The following is a 16,583-nucleotide window of genomic DNA, read 5'->3' on the forward strand; positions in this document are numbered from 1 at the left end:
GGCGGGGGCCCCGGGGCCCGGGGGGCCCGGCGCGCCGGGGCCCCCCCCGCCAAACACCCGGTTTCCCCCGCCGCGGGGCCCGGGGGGGGGGGGGGGGCCCCCGGCCCCCCCCCCCCTCGACCAGGTCCGAGTCGCCGCCTGATCACGGCCCTGGACACCTTGCCGGTCACCCCCGCGGGACGGGCCCGGCCGGGTGCGGAATCACTGAGGGCCGCTCGGGCAGCACGGCTGCTCGGGCGGCACGGCCGCTCTGGCGTCTCGAGCCGCCCGGCCGGCAAGCCCGGGAAGGGCCTCCGACGCGGGTCGGAGGCCCTTTCCCAGGCAAAGCCGCAGGTGGCGGCAGACGAGTCGGGCTGTACGCCGGGGAGAATCACCGCAACGCTATGACCTGCACAGACGTTTAGAGAGGGCGCTTCCGTGGCTACCTCGATGGCTACGTGAGAAGGCGCCCCGGCACCGGAGCGGTCCGGGACTCGTCGCCGACCTCCGAGGGTGCTCCCCCAGGCTGTCCCTGTTCGTGTGACGCGGGACCCAGAGCTCGTCGACCGCAGGCCGCGAGTTCTGTGTGAGAGCAGTCGCGCGCTGTCGCTCAGTTGCCCCTCGAGGCGGCCTTCCGCGGCCGCCAAGAGGCCAAGTCGTGGGCGCTGAGCCCATATGCGGTACGCAGGTCGTCGAGCTCACGCTGGTATGTATCGGCACGGTCGACGTCCGGCTCCGACTCGGTCGAAGCCTCCCATTGGCGAACCCAAGGAATCAGTTCCTGGATGCCCGCAAGCAAGGGAGCGATCTCGTGTACACGCGGGTGAGCCTGCTCCTGGAGCATGCCGACCAGATCCAGGAGCACACGAACACGGTCCGCATCACTCCAGCCGGACCAGCCGATCAGCAGACCGTCCCCCTCGGCAACTGCGCCGGGATAGGAGACGAAGCGTTCCCGGGGGATGTCCAGGCTGCCTCGAAGCGACCAGTAGGAGGCATGCCTGAAGTCGGCGGCGCTGAACTTCGGCGGCACGGGGATACCCAGCGCCTCTCCCGTTCTGTCCTCACTGCGCTGGAGCTGCCACACCTGCTCCCACTGGGCGCGTTTCCGCAGCCCCGACTCCTTGTACCTCAGCGCCGACACGTAGGGCACATGCTCGTCGGCCAGGATCGCCGCCAGCACGTCACGGAGTGTCGCGTCCCACCTTCCCAGGATGCGGATCGCGTACAGCTCGGCCACGGAACACACCGCGGCATCGGCACCGAGATCCCCTGCGAGCTGGTCGAAGGTTCGGGGACGCGGGTGCCTGCCCCCGTTCCTGTGCTCGAACCAGAGGCGTTCGTCCTCACAGCGGTCGAGCAGCCAGGTACGCAACGCCTGAGTCTCCCGCCGTCCCCATGGCTCCGGCAGCCACCGCCGCTTGTACTCCGGGCGCTCGACGACGGCGATCGGATGACGGGACTCGATGGCCTCGATTCTGGCCCGCACGACCTTCTTGTAGGCAGCCGGCCAGTGCTTCGGGATCTCGGTGATCGGTGTTGCCGCGTGCCTCACGAACCACGAGTCCGAATCCTCGCCGACGTCGATTCCGCGGGCCAGCACGATTTCGAAGGCACGCTCACCCGGCCGCAGCGGAGGGGGTGGAACATCAGCGGGGGTGGTCAGGCGAGCCCGCTCATCGTCGGACAGCAGTCCGTAGGAGCCGTAGACCTCCCAGTCCAGTTCCTCCTGAAGGGCGACCATCCGACGACGCGTCTCTTGTTGTGCGGCCCTGGCCGCGTCCAAGGCGCTTCGAGAGGGCGGATGTTCCTGCGCGCAGACGGTGCTCGGCTCATGGGCATCAAGCAGCCGGGCCAAGGCATGCAGTTCCCGCGCGCGGGCGATTGGAGCGTCGGCCGGCAACGGAAGCCGTGTCAGAGGCCCCGTGTTGAAACGGTAGGCGCGTGCCCATTCCTCACCGGGCGAGGAGATGCCCGGTCCGTTGAACGCGGTCGCGGCGCCGGTCTGCTTGAGCCAGAAGCAGACCGCGGACGAGTTGAGCACCCCCAACAGCGCGATGTACTCACCCTCATCCGCGGCAGGCGACAGTCGCACCATGGGCGCGGTCCGGCTGAACACCCGTCCACCGTGTTCCAGGGCGAAGCGATTGTGCGTGGCCACAGACGCGAACGTGATCGCCGGCCCCCGGTGGGCACCGGGAGACCAGTACCTCCAGGTCCACCACGCCTCAGGCCCTGCTCCGGCCGATTCTCGTGCCCGGGGAGCCGACCGGAGAAACTGCCGCATCGTCCAGAGGTGGCGTGCCCATGAGGTTCCGAGGTCCAGGTGGAGCGGTGAGCCGTCCCCGTCATAGGGGGCCAGCACTTCCGTCGACGATCCCGCACGCCAGTCCCGTACGGTCTCACTGGTGACCATGCCCAGGCCGAGCCCGGCCGAGTCCGGATGCCGGGCGAACCACGGCCGGCCGAGAGCGAACACTTCCCGCTGCCCAGGATCTGCGGCAACTCCGACCGAGCCGGAGAGGACATCGGCCAATCGTCGCGGAAACCGCGAGAGCACGTCCACGAGGTCCCCGGCCCCGCCACCCGTCAGCGTCCACGGGAAACGGGAGAAACGCTGCCTGGGTTCGTCCTGGACGCTCACCCATTCCGAAGTGCTGCCAGGACGGTCGATCTGGTCGAGGATCGACTTCCACACGATCCCCTCGGCCGGATCCGTGGGCTGCTTCGGCTCACCCCGCACACCAAGGACCGACCGAACAGGAGAATCACGCGTGGTCGGGTCGTTCCGGCCGACCAGGATCAGAGTCGGGGTCCCATGGCCCGGGGCGTAGACGCCGGAGGTGTCGATGACATGTGTCAGCGCAACGCGCGGGAAGAACTCGTCGATCAGCTTCGCGCCGAAGTTACGCCTCGTGAAGGAACTGGAGGTGTACTGACCGACGTAACCGCCGGAAGTCCTACTGGTTTTCCGCACTGCCAGCTGGAACATGCGCTCCGCGAAGAGGACGTGGAGCGGGAACATTCCGGAGGCCACGTCATAGGCCGCCCGGTATGCCGCGTTTTTCACCTTGTCGCGCACGGAAGCGGAGGGAGGCTCTGAAATCACGGCGTTGTAGGAATTCCGACCCAGGAGATCACACGACGCGGAGAACTCGTCGATGTCCTCCACCGTTCCGTCGCCGCCCTCCCCCTCCTCAGGAAACAACAGCGACGATCCGCCGGGCGCACCACGCCCGGCGAGCAGGGCGTCGCCCACCGCCACGTAGATCACATGTTCCGGCAGCTCGCTCAGCGGTCTACGGCCACCGGCCCTCGCGGCGGCCATCAGCAGCCGAAACCGCGTGATGCTCACGGCGAACGGGTTGACGTCACAGCCGTGGACGGAGTCCAGGCTCCGCCGGATCAGCTCGTGATCCGGGGTTCCGGGCTCCGCCGCCCGCCAGGCAGTCAGAAGTCGCTCGAACAGGCCCAGGGGAAACGTCCCCGATCCACAGGCCGGGTCGATCCCACGGAAACCGTGGGGCCCGAATTCCGCGATGGCCGGATCGACGGTGAGATCCAGGACGAAGTCCACGATGAAATCCGGAGTCCGGACCAGCGCGTAGGCCTTTCGCGACGTCTCACTGATGTCCTGGTACAGGTCACCGAGGAAGTCGGTGTCGAGTCCGGGGTGGGTGAAGTCGAGGAGAAGAGACCCGTCTTCGCCTCGCCGCCTCCAGAAATCAATCAATTCGGCGGCGGCTCGTGGAGACGGTGACAGCTCCCACAACGGATTGCGCGCCCTGTCGAAGATGCGCGCGAACGCTACGTGGGACCGCGCCAGGTGCGTGAACGCCTCCACCAGCCAGTCCTGGTCATTGGTCCCGTGATCCTCGACCCAACGGGCGTACTGCCGCTCCTCGGCCTCCGCCGACCGCAGTCCCGGCCCTGCGATGAAGACCCGGTCGATGAGTCCGTTGTCCTCGCAGAAGCGCACGAAAACCGTGCCCAGCACCCATGCCACCGCGGTCTGAGTGAGGCGCTCGTCCCGCCAAGCACCGTACGTGGCAGTCGTACCACCGGCTGCCCACACCTCTTCGTACGTGCTTCGCAGGCGGTCGCGGTAGCGGTCGATGTCGTCGCTGCGCTCGCGGAGGTCCGCCTCCAGCGCTCGAACCTGTTTGCGCACACCCGTGACGAGCGCGGCCTTGTCCAGGGAGGACGTCCCCGTATCAGCTCCCTCAGTCGGAGGCACAGCGGCGACCTCTCCTCCGTACGTCGTCGACGACCACGATCCACTGTCTCGTCGGATACATCCTGCCAGCTCGCCGGCCACCGCCCCCGTTCCGTGGCCGGTCACCTCCGGACGCGCGCGGCCCGTCTCGGTCTGACGCCCTATCATTCCTGTGCGCACCGGCGGCCCTGAATGCCGCCGGACACCACGTGTTCCGGGGGCGCGCCGGGGTTGGACCGACGAGGGGGCACATGCTGACACGGCTCGAAGTCAGCGGATTCAAGAATCTTCTGGATCTGAGGGTCGAGTTCGGCCCGTTCACCTGCATCGCGGGCGAGAACGGCACGGGAAAGTCGAATGTCTTCGACGCGATCCAGTTCCTGAGCCTGCTCACCGACCACTCCATGATCGAGGCTGCACAGGCCGTCCGCGGGACCCATGGCACGTTGCACGGTGACGCGCGCGACCTGTTCTGGAACGGTTATGCGGACGGCGAGCACTTGATGAAGTTCGCCGCGGAGATGATCGTCCCGGGTGAGGCCGAGGACGACTTCGGCAGGCTGGCCGAGCCGACGTCCACATTCCTCCGCTACGAGGTCCACCTCGGATACCAACCGCCGCAGGGCGGGGAGCGGGGCGGCAGGCTGACACTGCGGTACGAGGATCTCAGCCGGATCAGACCGAGTGAGGCTCTGTCACATCTGCGCTTCCCGCACCGCGCCGCGGACTTCCGCAATGCCGTGGTCCGCGGCCGCCGCTCGAACTCCCCCTACATTTCCACGTCCCTCGAAACGGGCGACGCCGTCGTCAGCATCCATACCGACGGCAGCCGCCGAGGCCAGCCCCGTCCGGCACCCGCGAGCCGCGCACCTCAGACCATGCTCTCCACGATCAACCGCAACGACGACCCGACCATCCTGACTGCCAGGCGGGAAATGCAGTCCTGGCGACGGCTGGCCCTCGAACCTTCCGCACTGCGCACGCCCGATCGCTTTTCGGACCCCAGCGAGATGCAGCCCGACGGCCTGCACCTGCCGCGGAGCCTGGACCGGATCGCGTGGAAGAAGTCTCCGGACGACCCGGAGCGGATCTACTCACGGGTCGCAGGGCGCCTCTCGGACCTGTCGGGGCTGCACGTCAGGACGCTGCACGTGGAGGCCGACGACACCCGTGAGCTGCTGACGATCAAGCTCCACGAGATCGACGGCTTGGTGTTGCCGGCTCGCAGCCTGTCGGAGGGGACCCTGCGCTTCCTCGCCCTATGCGTTCTGCTGGAGGACCCGCAGGTGCATGGTCTGCTCTGCATGGAAGAGCCGGAGAACGGCATCCATCCGGCCAACCTCTCCGCGATGGTGGACCTGGTGCGCGATCTGGCCGTGGATCCCTCCCTGCCGGTGGACGAGGACAACCCCTTCCGGCAGGTCCTGATCAATACGCATTCACCGGGCGTCGTGCAACTCGTCGACCCGGCGGACCTGCTGATCGCCGACACGACCACCGTCCCGGGGGCCGACGGCAAGGCCGCGCGCGGTCTACGGCTACGTCCTCTGGCTGATACATGGCGCGCCAGCGGCGCCGGAAAGGGCTACGGCACCAAGGCCGACATCCTCGCGTATCTCACCGCCCCGCCCGAGGCCCGCCTGACTCTGCAGGAGAGCGCGTCGTGACCATTCGCGCCCTCTACCTGTGTGAGGGATCCAGCGACACGGGCCTGCGCTTCCACATCGAGGGGATCGCAGGGGACGTGGGCAGGCAGATCCTGGTTACGGTCCCCGACCTGAACCGCCTGGCGAACAAGCCCGGCCCCGGGGTCGAAGGCAAACTGCGAGCCGCCCAGCAGCTCAGCGACAGCGGGCAGACATACGACCTCGTCGTCGTCCACCGCGATTCGGATCGCGAGCCCCCGGACCACCGCCGCAGCGAGATCGCGGAAGCGGTGGCTGCGGTGAGCCCGGGCCTGGCGCATGTCCCGGCGATCCCCGTTCGGATGCTGGAGGCATGGCTGCTGCTTGACCAGTCAGCGATCCGCGAAGTGGCGGGCAACCCAAACGGCAGGATGGCACTCGACCTTCCGAAACCGGCACGGGCGGAATCGGTGGCGGACCCCAAGGCACTGCTCAAACAGGCAATCGCCACTGCGAGCGGGGAAAAGGGGCGCGGTCTGCAGAAGCTCCAGACCCGCTTCTCGGCGAATCGCGCGCGGCTCCTGCAGATGCTGGATCGCGACGGGCCGGTCAGGCAACTCACGTCCTGGCAGTCGTTCACGGACGATCTGCGCGCGGCGCTGGTGAGCAGTCACTGACCTCTCGGCGTCAGGGGCGATCAGCGTCCCCGGTCAGGCAGCAGACAACGTACGTCATGTGCTGGACGTTGCCGACCTGGTTCCACGTCCCGGCGTTGCCCGTGCCCTTGGAACCCGTGGTCCGGGCGCACTGCTGATACCAGCGGTCGCCCGTACTCGCCCCCTCACCCCGGAAGTCCGACAGCTCGGTGATCCAGCGGGCCGCCTCCCGTGTGACACCGGTTTCGCCCCGCTTCTCGGCCCAGAACCGGGCGAGCAGAAAGGAACGTTCAGTCGTGTATCGAAGCAATCCGAACGGCGACCGGTCGCTGTCATCCGCCGCTCTGCCGAGGTTGCGGGCGGGGAGCGTGCCGTAGTCGCCGTAACGAACGAACTCCGCATACGACCGCCCACTCGCACGTACCTCGTGCCACATGTCCCAGTCCGCGCGGTCGGCCTCGCCCCGCTCCCGGTCGAGCAACCCGTCGACTTCGTCCGGGAAGCCACCGGCCAGAGTGGCGATCGTGCGCCAGGAGGCGAGCGGGACCAGCGCGTCGAGTGCGCGCAGCGCTTCTTTACCCGCATCGGGACGGCTGGGGAGCACCGTCTGGAGGTCGAGAAGAAGGTCCACCCGCACCTCAGGCCCCGTCCTGGTGAGCAGAGCCGCGGTGCGTTCGGCGAGTTCGTCGTTCCAGGCGCCGGGCAGCCGTATGCGTATGCCGAGGCCGTTGCCGCCGTCGCGTGCGCTGGCTGCGGCCACTGCCTGGTGGGCTGCGGGAAGGTCCGGGTCGGTGACCGGGCGGAGCGCCGTGTGAGACCAGTACGAGGGAAGCAGATCCGCGTAGGCGCGCTCGTCGAGGTCTGCGTGCTGGGCGTCCAGCCATGCAGGCGTGTATTTCTGTACGGCCGCGACCCGCCGGAGTTTCCTGTCCATCGCCTGTTGAAGTTCCCCTGCGCCCTCGGCGGTCATGGCGGGGAGCGTCCACAGGGGCGCCGTCCGGTCTCGGATCCCTGGGGCGAGGTCCTTGACCGCGGCCACGGCGTGGGGGCGTGCGGGCAGGACGGGAACGTACAGCGGTCCGGACATGGTGGCCCCTCCACATTGCCCTGCGGCAGTCTGGGACCAGGGTGAGCTGGGGCGATGGGCGCCGAAAGGGCGCAATCCGGTCAGCGGGGCCAATATGTGCGTCCCGGCGCTGTCCTCAGGCCTGTTCGGTCTCCCAGCGCACCTGTCGCGACAACGCGGCACGGGCCCCGTCCGTATCCGCGAGTCGAGCGGCGAGGACACGGGTGGCAAGATCATCGGGAAGAGCGGCGGAGACTTGAGCCCGCGTACCGCAGCCGCGGAAACCTGCGGCAGTTTCTCCTCCCGAGGCAGCCGCCATGCCTGCCCGCTCCTCCCCCGTGACGTCGCGGCGGAGCCGTACGTAGGCGTCTGCGGGCCGCTGAAGTGGATCGACCACGTCGGCCAGCCAGGCGGTGAGGGTGGTGTCGGCGCGAAAGCCGGCCCAGGTCCACCAGCACACGTCTCGTCCGTGACGGGTGATCAGGGCCTCGCCGTGATGGGTGAACCGGCCTTGGCGGAGACCGTTTGTCCCAGGTCCGGCCGCGCCGCCGTCCAGCTCTGGCTCCAGTTCTCATGGCTACCTACGTGGCTACGTACGAGCCGTCCGGTCTGGTCCGGTTCGAACCGGACCGGGGTCTGACTAAACCCCCGGATCTACGAAAACGGACCCCTGACCAGCACTTTCCCTGGTCAGCGGTCCTTGGCGGCAGACGAGTCGGGCTGTACGCCGGGTTCTGTCACCCGGTCGCCTCGCGGCGGCCGGGGAGACGGCCATCCATCTAGGACCGGCGTTGCCGCCGGCCTCGTGCGGTCTACCCGCGGACTCGGGCGGGCAGCCCTCGAACATCCGCGCAGAGCGCGTTTCACGGCGCTCCTTTTGACCTTGCTCCGGGTGGGGTTTACCTAGCTGCCCAGGTCGCCCTGGGCACTGGTGGTCTCTTACACCACCGTTTCACCCTTACCGGGGACCGCCCTCTTCGAAAAGAGAACAGTTCCGGCGGTCTGTTTTCTGTGGCACTGTCCCGCGGGTCACCCCGGGTGGCCGTTAGCCATCACCCTGCCCTGTGGAGCCCGGACGTTCCTCGGGAGGCCCCTGGGGGCTTCACGCGGCCGTCCGCCCGGCTCGTCTGCCGTGTGGACCATGCTACCGGGCCACGGCTCAGAGGAAGTCCGCGGTCTCCAGGTCGAAGCCGAAGGGCTCGGGGAGGGTGAGGGGCTTGCCGAAGGGGAGGGTGGTGTGCTCCCGGTGGTCGTCCCGCCTCGGGTCGCCGAAGATCGTGACCTGAGAGGTGTCGCGGTCGACGAGGAGGTAATGCGGAATGCCGGCGCGTGCGTAACAGCGGCGTTCGGCCTCGCGGTCCGCGGTCGGCTTCGTGGACGTCACTTCCAGCACCATGGCGATGCCGTCACAGGGCATCCAGGGCCCGGCGCTCCCGAAGACGTCGAGATCGAGGGGCGCGAAGGTGGCGTCCGGAACCACGTGGTTCTTCGGGCACGCGCCTCCGCTCCTCAGTTTCAATCCCTTGTTCCCGGAGAATTCCATGTCGGTCCGGGACCTCCTGATCACCTGCCGCACGATCCGGCTGATGTACTTCTCGTGATCCCCGTCCGGCGGCGGTGTCACAACGATCTCCCCCTCGACGAGCTCCGCCCGGAAGCCTTCCGGGGTGTCCAGGGCGAGGAAGCCCTCCAGCAGGACCTCTTCCTGCGTGAGCGGCTCATGGGCCATGGCAGTCACGTCACGCCCCTCCTTCGGTCGCTCGCCAGACTGGGGCATCGGTGGATCACCTGTCCGTGGGAACGGGAACCGTTCCCCCGATCGTGGCACAGGAGCACCGCCACCGCCGGGACACCGCTCGCTCGACCCCGCGGGGACGCGAACCGGCACCCCGTACGCTGGCGTGGAGTTCCGTCCGAAGGAGAAACGCGCGTGCTCGTCCTGCTGCCCCCGTCCGAAGGAAAGGCCGCCCCCGGTCGTGGCGCCCCGCTGAAGCCGGAGTCGCTGTCGCTGCCGGGGCTCGCCGCGGCGCGGGAGGAGGTGCTGGGCGAGCTGGTCGAGCTGTGCGCCGGGGACGAGGAGAAGGCGCGCGAGGTGCTCGGGCTGAGCGAGGGGCTGCGCGGCGAGGTGGCGAAGAACGCCGGGCTGCGCACCGCGGGCACGCGTCCGGCCGGGGAGGTCTACACGGGCGTGCTGTACGACGCCCTCGGCCTGGCGTCGCTCGACGAGGCCGCCGGGGAGCGGGCGGCTCGTCGGCTGCTGGTGTTCTCGGGGCTGTGGGGCGCCGTGCGGGTGACGGACCGCATCCCGTCGTACCGCTGCTCGATGGGGGTGCGGTTGCCGGGGCTGGGGGCGCTGGGCGCGTACTGGCGGACGCCGATGGCCCGGGTGCTGCCCGAGGCGGCCGGGGACGGGCTGGTGCTGGACCTGCGGTCGGCGGCGTACGCGGCGGCGTGGAAGCCGAAGGGGGAGGTCGCCGCGCGGACGGCGAGCGTGCGGGTGCTGCACGCGCCGACCCGGAAGGTGGTCAGCCACTTCAACAAGGCGACGAAGGGCCGGATCGTACGGAGCCTGCTGACGGCGGACATCGCCCCCGAGGACCCGGCCGCCCTGGTGGTGGCGCTGCGGGACCTCGGCCACACGGTGGAGGAGCGGCCGCCCGCGCGGGCGGGGGCGACCTGGACGCTGGACGTCCTGGTGGACGAGGTCCACTGACGACGGGACGACCGGTGTCGTTGCGTCGTCCGCAACGACCTTTGTGCACGGCGCACCACGCGGGCAGGATGAGGCGCATGGCCTCGCCCCTGTCCTTCCCTTCGGCTGCCTCGGTACTGGATCTCGCGCCCGTCGTGCCCGTGGTGGTCGTGGCGGACGTCGTCGACGCGGTGCCGCTGGCCCGGGCGCTGGTCGCGGGCGGGCTGCCGGCGGTCGAGGTGACCCTGCGCACCCCGGCCGCCCTCGACGCGATCCGTGAGATCGCCGGCGCGGTGCCGGACGCGGTGGTGGGGGCCGGGACGGTGATCACGCCGGAACAGGTGGCGGACTGCCGGGCGGCCGGGGCACGGTTCCTCGTCAGCCCCGGCTGGACGGACGCGCTCCTGACGGCGATGCGGAGGTCCGGACTGCCCTTCCTGCCCGGGGTGTCGACCACCTCGGAGGTCGTGGCACTGCTGGAACGCGGGGTGCGGGAGATGAAGTTCTTCCCCGCGCAGGCGGCGGGCGGTACGCCCTACCTGCGGTCGCTGGCCGGTCCGTTGCCGCAGGCCCGCTTCTGTCCGACCGGTGGCATCGGGCCCGACAACGCCGCGGAGTACCTGTCCCTGCCCAACGTCGGCTGTGTCGGAGGCAGTTGGATGGTGCCCGCGGACGCGGTGGCGGCACGGGACTGGACGCGGGTGACGGAGCTGGCGCGGGCCGCCGCGCGGCTCACCCGCGCAGGTGGGACGTGTCGTTGAGGAGGCGGACGCTGGCGTTGCCGTCCGCGTAGTAGGCGACGACCGACAGCGAGGCCGCCGACAGCTCCATCCGGAACAGTGACTCCGGCGGGGCTCCCAGGGCGAGCCGGACCAGGGTCTTGATGGGGGTCACGTGGGTGACCAGCAGGACCGTGCGCCCCGCGTACGCCGCGACCAGCCGGTCGCGGGCGGCGGCGATCCGGGTCGCCGTCGTCGCGAAGCTCTCGCCGCCGCCGGTCGGTTCGGCCTCCGGGTCGGCCAGCCAGGCGTTCAGGTCCTCCGGGTGGCGCTCGCGGACCTCACCGAAGGTGAGCCCCTCCCAGGCGCCGAAGTCCGTCTCGCGCAGCCCGTCGTCGACGGCGACCTCCAGCCCCAGGCGGGCCGCGACGGTCGCGGCGGTCTCCCGCGTCCGCGCGAGCGGAGAGGAGACGACGTGCTGGACGGTGCCCCGCCGGGCCAGCGCCGCCGCGACCCGCTCGGCCTGCTCCCGCCCGATGGCCGAGAGCGCGGGATCGCTCCCCCCGCTCCCGGAGAACCGTTTCTCGGGCGTGAGCGGCGTCTCGCCGTGCCGGAGCAGGACGAAGGTGGCGGGCGCCCCGAGGTCCGGGGCGGAGCCCCAGCCGACGGAGGGCCGCGCCTGCCCGGCCGGGGCGGCGGGAGCGGCGGCGTCCGTGGTGGAGGCGGAGGCGAGGGTGCGGGCGGCGCGGCGGTCCGCGGCGGAGGAGCCGGCAGCGGGGGTGGTGGCAGTGGTGGTGTCGGTCGCGCTGAGGGCGTCGGCTGTCGTGCCGGAACCGGTGGCCGCGGCAGATCCCGGCCCCAGGCCGGCGGGGCCCCCGGCGGGAGCCGTGTCCGCCGTGTCTCCGGTGGACGCGGTACCCGTCGCCGCGTCTGCCGCGGTCGCGTCACCGGACTGCGCGGCGGTCGCATCACCGGACCGTGCGGGGGAAGCCGCCGTGGTGCCGGTCGCGGCAGCGGCCCTGCGTCCCCCGGCCAGCGCCTCGCGGGCCCTCGCCGCGCCGGCGGCCGCGTCTCCGGGCGGGCCCGACGGCGGGAGGTCGGCCGGGGCGGTCCGGGACCGGCCGGTGGTGGCGGCGAGCGCCGCCATGGACGCGGCGGCGTCCCACTGCTCGCCCCGCTTGCCGGCGTCCATCGCCTCGTTGGCCAGGCGGTCGGCGTGCTTGTTCTGTTCCCGGGGGATCCACTCGTAGGTGACCCGGCCGGGTGGGTGGATCCGGGCGGCCTCCGTGGCCAGCGGCTTCATGTCGGGGTGCTTGATCTTCCAGCGGCCCGACATCTGCTCGACGACGAGCTTGGAGTCCATGCGGACGCGCACCGGGGCGTCGGGGTCCAGTTCGCGGGCGGCGCGCAGGCCGGCCAGCAGGCCCCGGTACTCGGCGACGTTGTTGGTCGCGACGCCGATGTACTCGGCCCGCTCGACGAGGGTCTCCCCCGTCGCCGCGTCGATGACCACGCTGCCGTAGCCCGCGGGCCCCGGGTTGCCCCGGGACCCCCCGTCGGCCTCGACGATGAACTCCCGCACCCCGACCGCCCCTACAGGCCGGACTCGGAGGTCCGCACCAGGATCCGGCGGCAGTTCTCGCACCGTACGACGGTGTCGGGGGCGGCCTTGCGGATGTCGTTGATGTCGGTGATCGCCAGCTCTTGGCGGCAGCCCTGGCAGGTGCGCTGGTGGAGCTTGGCCGCGCCGACGCCGCCCTGCTGCTCGCGCAGCTTGTCGTAGAGCTTGAGCAGGTCGGCGGGGACGGTGGCGGCGATGACCTCGCGTTCCTTGGTCACGGAGGCGATCTCGCCGTCGATCGTCTCGAACGCGGCGTCGCGGCGGGCGGTCGCGTCGTCGATCCGGCCCTGGACGGAGCCGACGCGCTCGGTCAGCTCGGCGGCCCGCTCCTGGGCGGCCTCGCGGCGCTCCATGACCTCCAGGACGACGTCCTCGAGGTCGCCCTGGCGCTTGGCGAGGGAGACGATCTCGCGCTGGAGGTTCTCCAGGTCCTTCGGGGAGGTGACGGCGCCGGAGTCGAGACGCTGCTGGTCGCGGGCGGCGCGCTGGCGGACCTGGTCGACGTCCTGCTCGGCCTTGGTCTGCTCGCGGGCGGTGTCGCTCTCCTCCGTCTGTGCGGCCACCAGGAGGTCGCGCAGCTGCGTGAGGTCCTTGGTCAGCGACTCGATCTCGGCGTGCTCGGGCAGCGAGCGGCGCTTGTGCGCGAGCTGCTGGAGGCGGACGTCGAGGTCCTGGACGTCGAGGAGTCGGATCTGGTCGGCAGGCGCGGCGTTCAGTTGGGGGCTCCAGGTGAAGGGAATCGGCTGGTCCAGGGGTCGGTGACCGTCTTCGAGACGTGGACCCGCAGACCCCAGCCGTGGCGGTCGGAGATCTCGTCGAGCTGGGCTGCGGCCAGCTCGCACCAGGGCCACTCGGTGGCCCAGTGCGCCGCGTCGAGCAGCGCGAGAGGTGCGTGGGCGCCGTGGGCGCCGTGCTCGCGGGCCTCGGACACCGGGTGGTGGCGCAGGTCCGCGGTGAGGAAGGCGTCCACGCCCGCGGCGCGGACGTGGTCGAAGAGGCTGTCGCCGGACCCGCCGCTGACCGCGACGGTCCGCACGGTCGCGTCCGGGTCGCCCGCCACCCGGACGCCCTGCACGGTGGCGGGCAGCCGCTCGGCGGCGCGGGCGGCGAACTCGCGGACGGTGAGCGGGTGGTCGAGTTCGCAGATCCGGCCGAGGCCGCGGCGCCCGTCGGGGTCGCCGGGGTCGGGCACGAGGGGGCCCACGACGCGCAGGTCGAGGGCGCCGGCGAGGGCGTCGCTGACACCGGGGTCGGCGGTGTCTGCGTTGGTGTGGGCGACGTGCAGGGCGATGTCGTGCTTGATGAGGGTGTGCACGACGCGGCCCTTGAAGGTGGAGGCCGCGACGGTCGTCGTCCCGCGGAGGTAGAGCGGGTGGTGGGTGACGAGCAGGCCGGCGCCCAGCTCCACCGCCTCGTCGACGATCTCCTGGACGGGGTCGACGGCGAAGAGGATCCGCTCGACGTCCTGGTCGGGGTCGCCCACGACGGTGCCGACCGCGTCCCAGGACTCGGCCCGCTCGGCGGGCCACAGGTTCTCCAGCGCGGCGATGACTTCAGACAGACGGGGCACGGGGAAAGGCTACCTGGCCGCCCCGCGCCCCTGAACCGCCACCGGTCGGCGGGCGGGCGGCGAGCAGGAGGCGAGCGGCGGCGGGCGGCCGACGGACTCGCGGCCGGTGGGCGGGCAGCGGGCGCCCGGTCGGCACCCGGTGGGCGGGCAGCGGGTGGCGGACGGGCAACGGGCAGTGGGCAGGTGGCGGCCGGTGGGCGCCCACCGGGGACACACCGCCCCAAGACCCTGCACATCACCCACAACACCCGGAGCAGAATCGCTTCTGCGCCACTCGTACGAGCGAAGTACCCGCCCGCCGACGTCCTGCCCGCGCGTACGAAAACTAGCTTCGTCGCCGGAGGTGACCGAACGATGACGGCCTGTGCGATCGAACCCACCGCGGAGAGCGGGGACGACGACCGGACGCCGCACGCGCCCTGCGCGATCACGGCGGACGGCGCCTACGCCGCACGTCTCGCCCGCGACGGCGATTCCTGGTTCCCGGAGCGCTGGACGCTGGACGGCCCCGAGCCGTACGCCGTACCGCTGCCCGCCCACCAGCCGGAGGAGCCCGGCACGGAGGTGCAGCCGATGGCCGACGGGCGGGTCCTGATCCGCCGGTTCTCGCAGGGGCGGCACGCCTTCTCGCTGCTGTACCCGACCGGCCCCGGCACGGGTGAGCTGCCGCTGGGCGCGGTCGAGTGCCCGGACGGGGACACCGTCCTGCGGCTGCTGCCCCCGGCGCCGGGCGGGCAGCGGGCGTACGCCGTCGCCGTGGGCCGGCGTTCCACCGCGCTGTGGCTGGTGGCGGGCGGCGCCTTCGGCCCCGAGCGGCTCGCCGAGATCCCGGGCCGCTGCTCGGGCGGGGTGTGGCTGGACCGGACCGGCCGCATGCTGGCCCTGGACCGGGAGGCGGACGGCCTCACCAAGACGGTCGCGGTGGACCTGGAGCGGGGCGGCGAGGTGTCCCCGCTGCTCCAGATCGCCGCCGGCAGCGACGACCGGCTGCTGCTCGCCGCCCCGGACAGCGGGCTGATCCTGATCAGCTCGGACGCGCCCTCGCCCGGTGAGCCCCGGCTCGGCTGGGGGGTGCTGGGCAGCACCCTGCCGGTGCGCTTCCCCCGGTCGCTGCGGCTCGCCGGCCACGCGCTGACGCCGTTCGCGGTCCAGCCGGGCCAGGTGCTGGTGCCGGAGAGCTGTGCGGTGGCCCTGCGCGTCGACGGCCCGTTCGGCAGCTGGGTCGGGGTGTGGCGTCCCGCGGACCGGCGGTTGCGCGAGTTCGCGGCGCCGCGGGGCTGGCTGGCGGGCAGCGGCCTGTGGACGGAGGACGGGGTGCTGCGGCTGCCGTACGCGACGGAGGAGGAGCCCTGCGGGGTCGCGCGGATGACCGTGCCGGCCGGGCGTGCGGAGGAGCCGGCGGGATGCGCGGAGCCGGCGGGGGCGTCGGCCGGGCGCGCGGAGCAGCGTCCGGGCGGCACCGCCGAGGGCGTCCCGGACGTCCTCTCCGAGACCCTGGAACCGGAACCTCCGGAACCTGTCGCACCCCGGCCCGTGCCGCTCCAACAGGCGCCCCTGGCCGGGCTGGTAACGAAGTAGCGGCGGTCGGCGTGGCCGCCTGGATCCACCCCGAGGTCCGCCGGATAAACTCTCCCGGCTGAAAAAGATCATGTTGACGGGGTGAACACTTCCGATGAGCGACACAAGCACGATGCAGCCGTGGTCCACCGACACGCAGGAGGACACCGGTCACGGCAGGCACCGGGGCCCGGTCTCGTCCCACGACGGCGAGTCCGCTCCCCTCGGCCGGCACCGCAAGCCGTCCGAGGAGAAGGCCGACGCCGCTGTCTGACGGTCACGCCCGTGGGCCCGGTCCGCCGTCCAGGCGGGCCGGGCCCACGGCTCTTTCCGCAACGGCTCCTCCTCGCGCGACCGCTTCCGGCCGATCTCCCTCACCGGCCGCGCGCGGGGCGCGGCTCCCCCGGGCTCTCCCCGGGTTCCCTCGCCCCTGGGTTCTCCTCGGGCTCCCTCGCCCTCCGGCTCTCCTCGGGTTCCCCGCGGTCCCGGCCGGGCCGGGCCGGGCCGGGCCGGGTCAGGCCGGGCCGGGTCAGGCCGGGCCGGGTCAGGCCGGGCCGGGTCAGGCCGGGCCGGGTCAGGCCGGGCCGGGCCGGGCCGGGCCGGGTCAGGCCGGGCCGGGCCGGGCCGGGTCAGGCCGGGCCGGGCCGGGTCAGGCCGGGCCGGGCCGGGCCGGGTCAGGCCGGGCCGGGCCGGGCCGGGTCAGGCCGGGTCAGGCCGGGCCGGGTCAGGCCGGGCCGGGCCGGGCCGGGTCAGGCCGGGCCGGGCCGGGCCGGGTCAGGCCGGGTCAGGCCGGGCCGGGCCGGGCCGGGCCGGGCCGGGCCGGGCCGGGTCAGGCCGGGTCAGGCCGGGCCGGGCCGGGCCGGGCCGGGTCAGGCCGGGTCA

The 16,583-nt window shown here is 71.9% G+C and carries 12 protein-coding genes and 1 other RNA gene; 6 read left to right on the forward strand and 7 right to left on the reverse strand.

The window, feature by feature from the left end:
- Window positions 1-589 precede the first annotated feature (589 nt).
- Window positions 590-4,216: a BREX-2 system adenine-specific DNA-methyltransferase PglX gene (pglX, locus tag ACF09K_RS30250; RefSeq protein WP_392248501.1), complete on the reverse strand. Its 3,627-nt coding sequence runs from the start codon at window positions 4,214-4,216 to the stop codon at window positions 590-592.
- Between the two features lie 230 nt (window positions 4,217-4,446).
- On the opposite strand from pglX, the gene ACF09K_RS30255 reads away from it, so the two are divergent.
- On the forward strand, window positions 4,447-5,862 hold the full coding sequence (locus ACF09K_RS30255; RefSeq protein ID WP_392248502.1) for an AAA family ATPase: 1,416 nt from the start codon (window positions 4,447-4,449) through the stop codon (window positions 5,860-5,862).
- Window positions 5,859-6,497, forward strand: coding sequence for a hypothetical protein (locus tag ACF09K_RS30260; protein WP_392248503.1), 639 nt, complete (start codon window positions 5,859-5,861; stop codon window positions 6,495-6,497). Before ACF09K_RS30255 ends, ACF09K_RS30260 begins: the two co-directional genes overlap by 4 nt.
- Window positions 6,498-6,507: 10 nt before the next feature.
- Here ACF09K_RS30260 and ACF09K_RS30265 read toward each other — a convergent pair whose 3' ends face one another.
- The 3 genes from ACF09K_RS30265 to ACF09K_RS30275 form a co-directional block, all read right to left on the reverse strand.
- Entirely contained in the window at window positions 6,508-7,779 is a 1,272-nt protein-coding gene (locus ACF09K_RS30265; protein ID WP_392248504.1) for a hypothetical protein, read from the reverse strand.
- A 470-nt stretch (window positions 7,780-8,249) separates the two neighbouring features.
- An RNA gene (gene rnpB, locus ACF09K_RS30270) (RNase P RNA component class A) lies at window positions 8,250-8,668 on the reverse strand.
- A 33-nt stretch (window positions 8,669-8,701) separates the two neighbouring features.
- Window positions 8,702-9,280, reverse strand: a complete 579-nt coding sequence (locus tag ACF09K_RS30275) for a Uma2 family endonuclease (protein WP_392248505.1) — start codon at window positions 9,278-9,280, stop codon at window positions 8,702-8,704.
- Window positions 9,281-9,472: 192 nt separating this feature from the next.
- Between ACF09K_RS30275 and yaaA the strand changes: the two genes are divergently transcribed.
- Complete coding sequence (gene yaaA, locus ACF09K_RS30280; RefSeq protein WP_392248506.1) at window positions 9,473-10,255, forward strand: peroxide stress protein YaaA; 783 nt, start codon at window positions 9,473-9,475, stop codon at window positions 10,253-10,255.
- 77 nt (window positions 10,256-10,332) lie between these two features.
- The gene (gene eda / locus ACF09K_RS30285) at window positions 10,333-10,995 is read left to right on the forward strand and encodes a bifunctional 4-hydroxy-2-oxoglutarate aldolase/2-dehydro-3-deoxy-phosphogluconate aldolase (RefSeq protein ID WP_392248507.1); all 663 of its coding nucleotides are present in this window, start codon (window positions 10,333-10,335) and stop codon (window positions 10,993-10,995) included.
- Here eda and ACF09K_RS30290 read toward each other — a convergent pair.
- From ACF09K_RS30290 to ACF09K_RS30300, 3 genes are read right to left on the reverse strand one after another with little or no spacing between them, the layout of a single operon-like run.
- The gene (locus tag ACF09K_RS30290; RefSeq protein ID WP_392248508.1) at window positions 10,967-12,535 is read right to left on the reverse strand and encodes a bifunctional RNase H/acid phosphatase; all 1,569 of its coding nucleotides are present in this window, start codon (window positions 12,533-12,535) and stop codon (window positions 10,967-10,969) included. The genes eda and ACF09K_RS30290 overlap by 29 nt on opposite strands.
- Before the next feature lie 11 nt (window positions 12,536-12,546).
- A complete protein-coding gene (locus ACF09K_RS30295) occupies window positions 12,547-13,290 on the reverse strand; it encodes a zinc ribbon domain-containing protein (protein ID WP_392248514.1) in 744 nt (247 codons plus the stop codon).
- A complete protein-coding gene (locus tag ACF09K_RS30300; RefSeq protein WP_392248509.1) occupies window positions 13,287-14,144 on the reverse strand; it encodes a Nif3-like dinuclear metal center hexameric protein in 858 nt (285 codons plus the stop codon). The genes ACF09K_RS30295 and ACF09K_RS30300 overlap by 4 nt, the downstream gene beginning before the upstream one ends.
- Window positions 14,145-14,498: 354 nt before the next feature.
- Between ACF09K_RS30300 and ACF09K_RS30305 the strand changes: the two genes are divergently transcribed.
- Window positions 14,499-15,722 (forward strand): hypothetical protein, encoded by a 1,224-nt coding sequence (locus ACF09K_RS30305; RefSeq protein ID WP_392248510.1) that lies wholly within the window; start codon window positions 14,499-14,501, stop codon window positions 15,720-15,722.
- Window positions 15,723-15,816: 94 nt separating this feature from the next.
- Window positions 15,817-15,975, forward strand: a complete 159-nt coding sequence (locus tag ACF09K_RS30310) for a hypothetical protein (protein ID WP_392248511.1) — start codon at window positions 15,817-15,819, stop codon at window positions 15,973-15,975.
- The last annotated feature ends 608 nt before the right edge of the window (window positions 15,976-16,583 follow it).

Origin of the sequence: Streptomyces sp. NPDC014882 (genome assembly GCF_043081325.1) — a bacterium.
GTDB lineage: Bacteria > Actinomycetota > Actinomycetes > Streptomycetales > Streptomycetaceae > Streptomyces.

Bases quoted from the DNA above. Each gene is read 5' to 3' on its own strand.
- eda (WP_392248507.1), top strand. From the start codon at position 10,333: ATGGCCTCGCCCCTGTCCTTCCCTTCGGCTGCCTCGGTACTGGATCTC.
- ACF09K_RS30265 (WP_392248504.1), bottom strand. From the start codon at position 7,779: ATGATCTTGCCACCCGTGTCCTCGCCGCTCGACTCGCGGATACGGACG.
- ACF09K_RS30310 (WP_392248511.1), top strand. From the start codon at position 15,817: ATGAGCGACACAAGCACGATGCAGCCGTGGTCCACCGACACGCAGGAG.
- ACF09K_RS30255 (WP_392248502.1), top strand. From the start codon at position 4,447: ATGCTGACACGGCTCGAAGTCAGCGGATTCAAGAATCTTCTGGATCTG.
- ACF09K_RS30305 (WP_392248510.1), top strand. From the start codon at position 14,499: ATGACGGCCTGTGCGATCGAACCCACCGCGGAGAGCGGGGACGACGAC.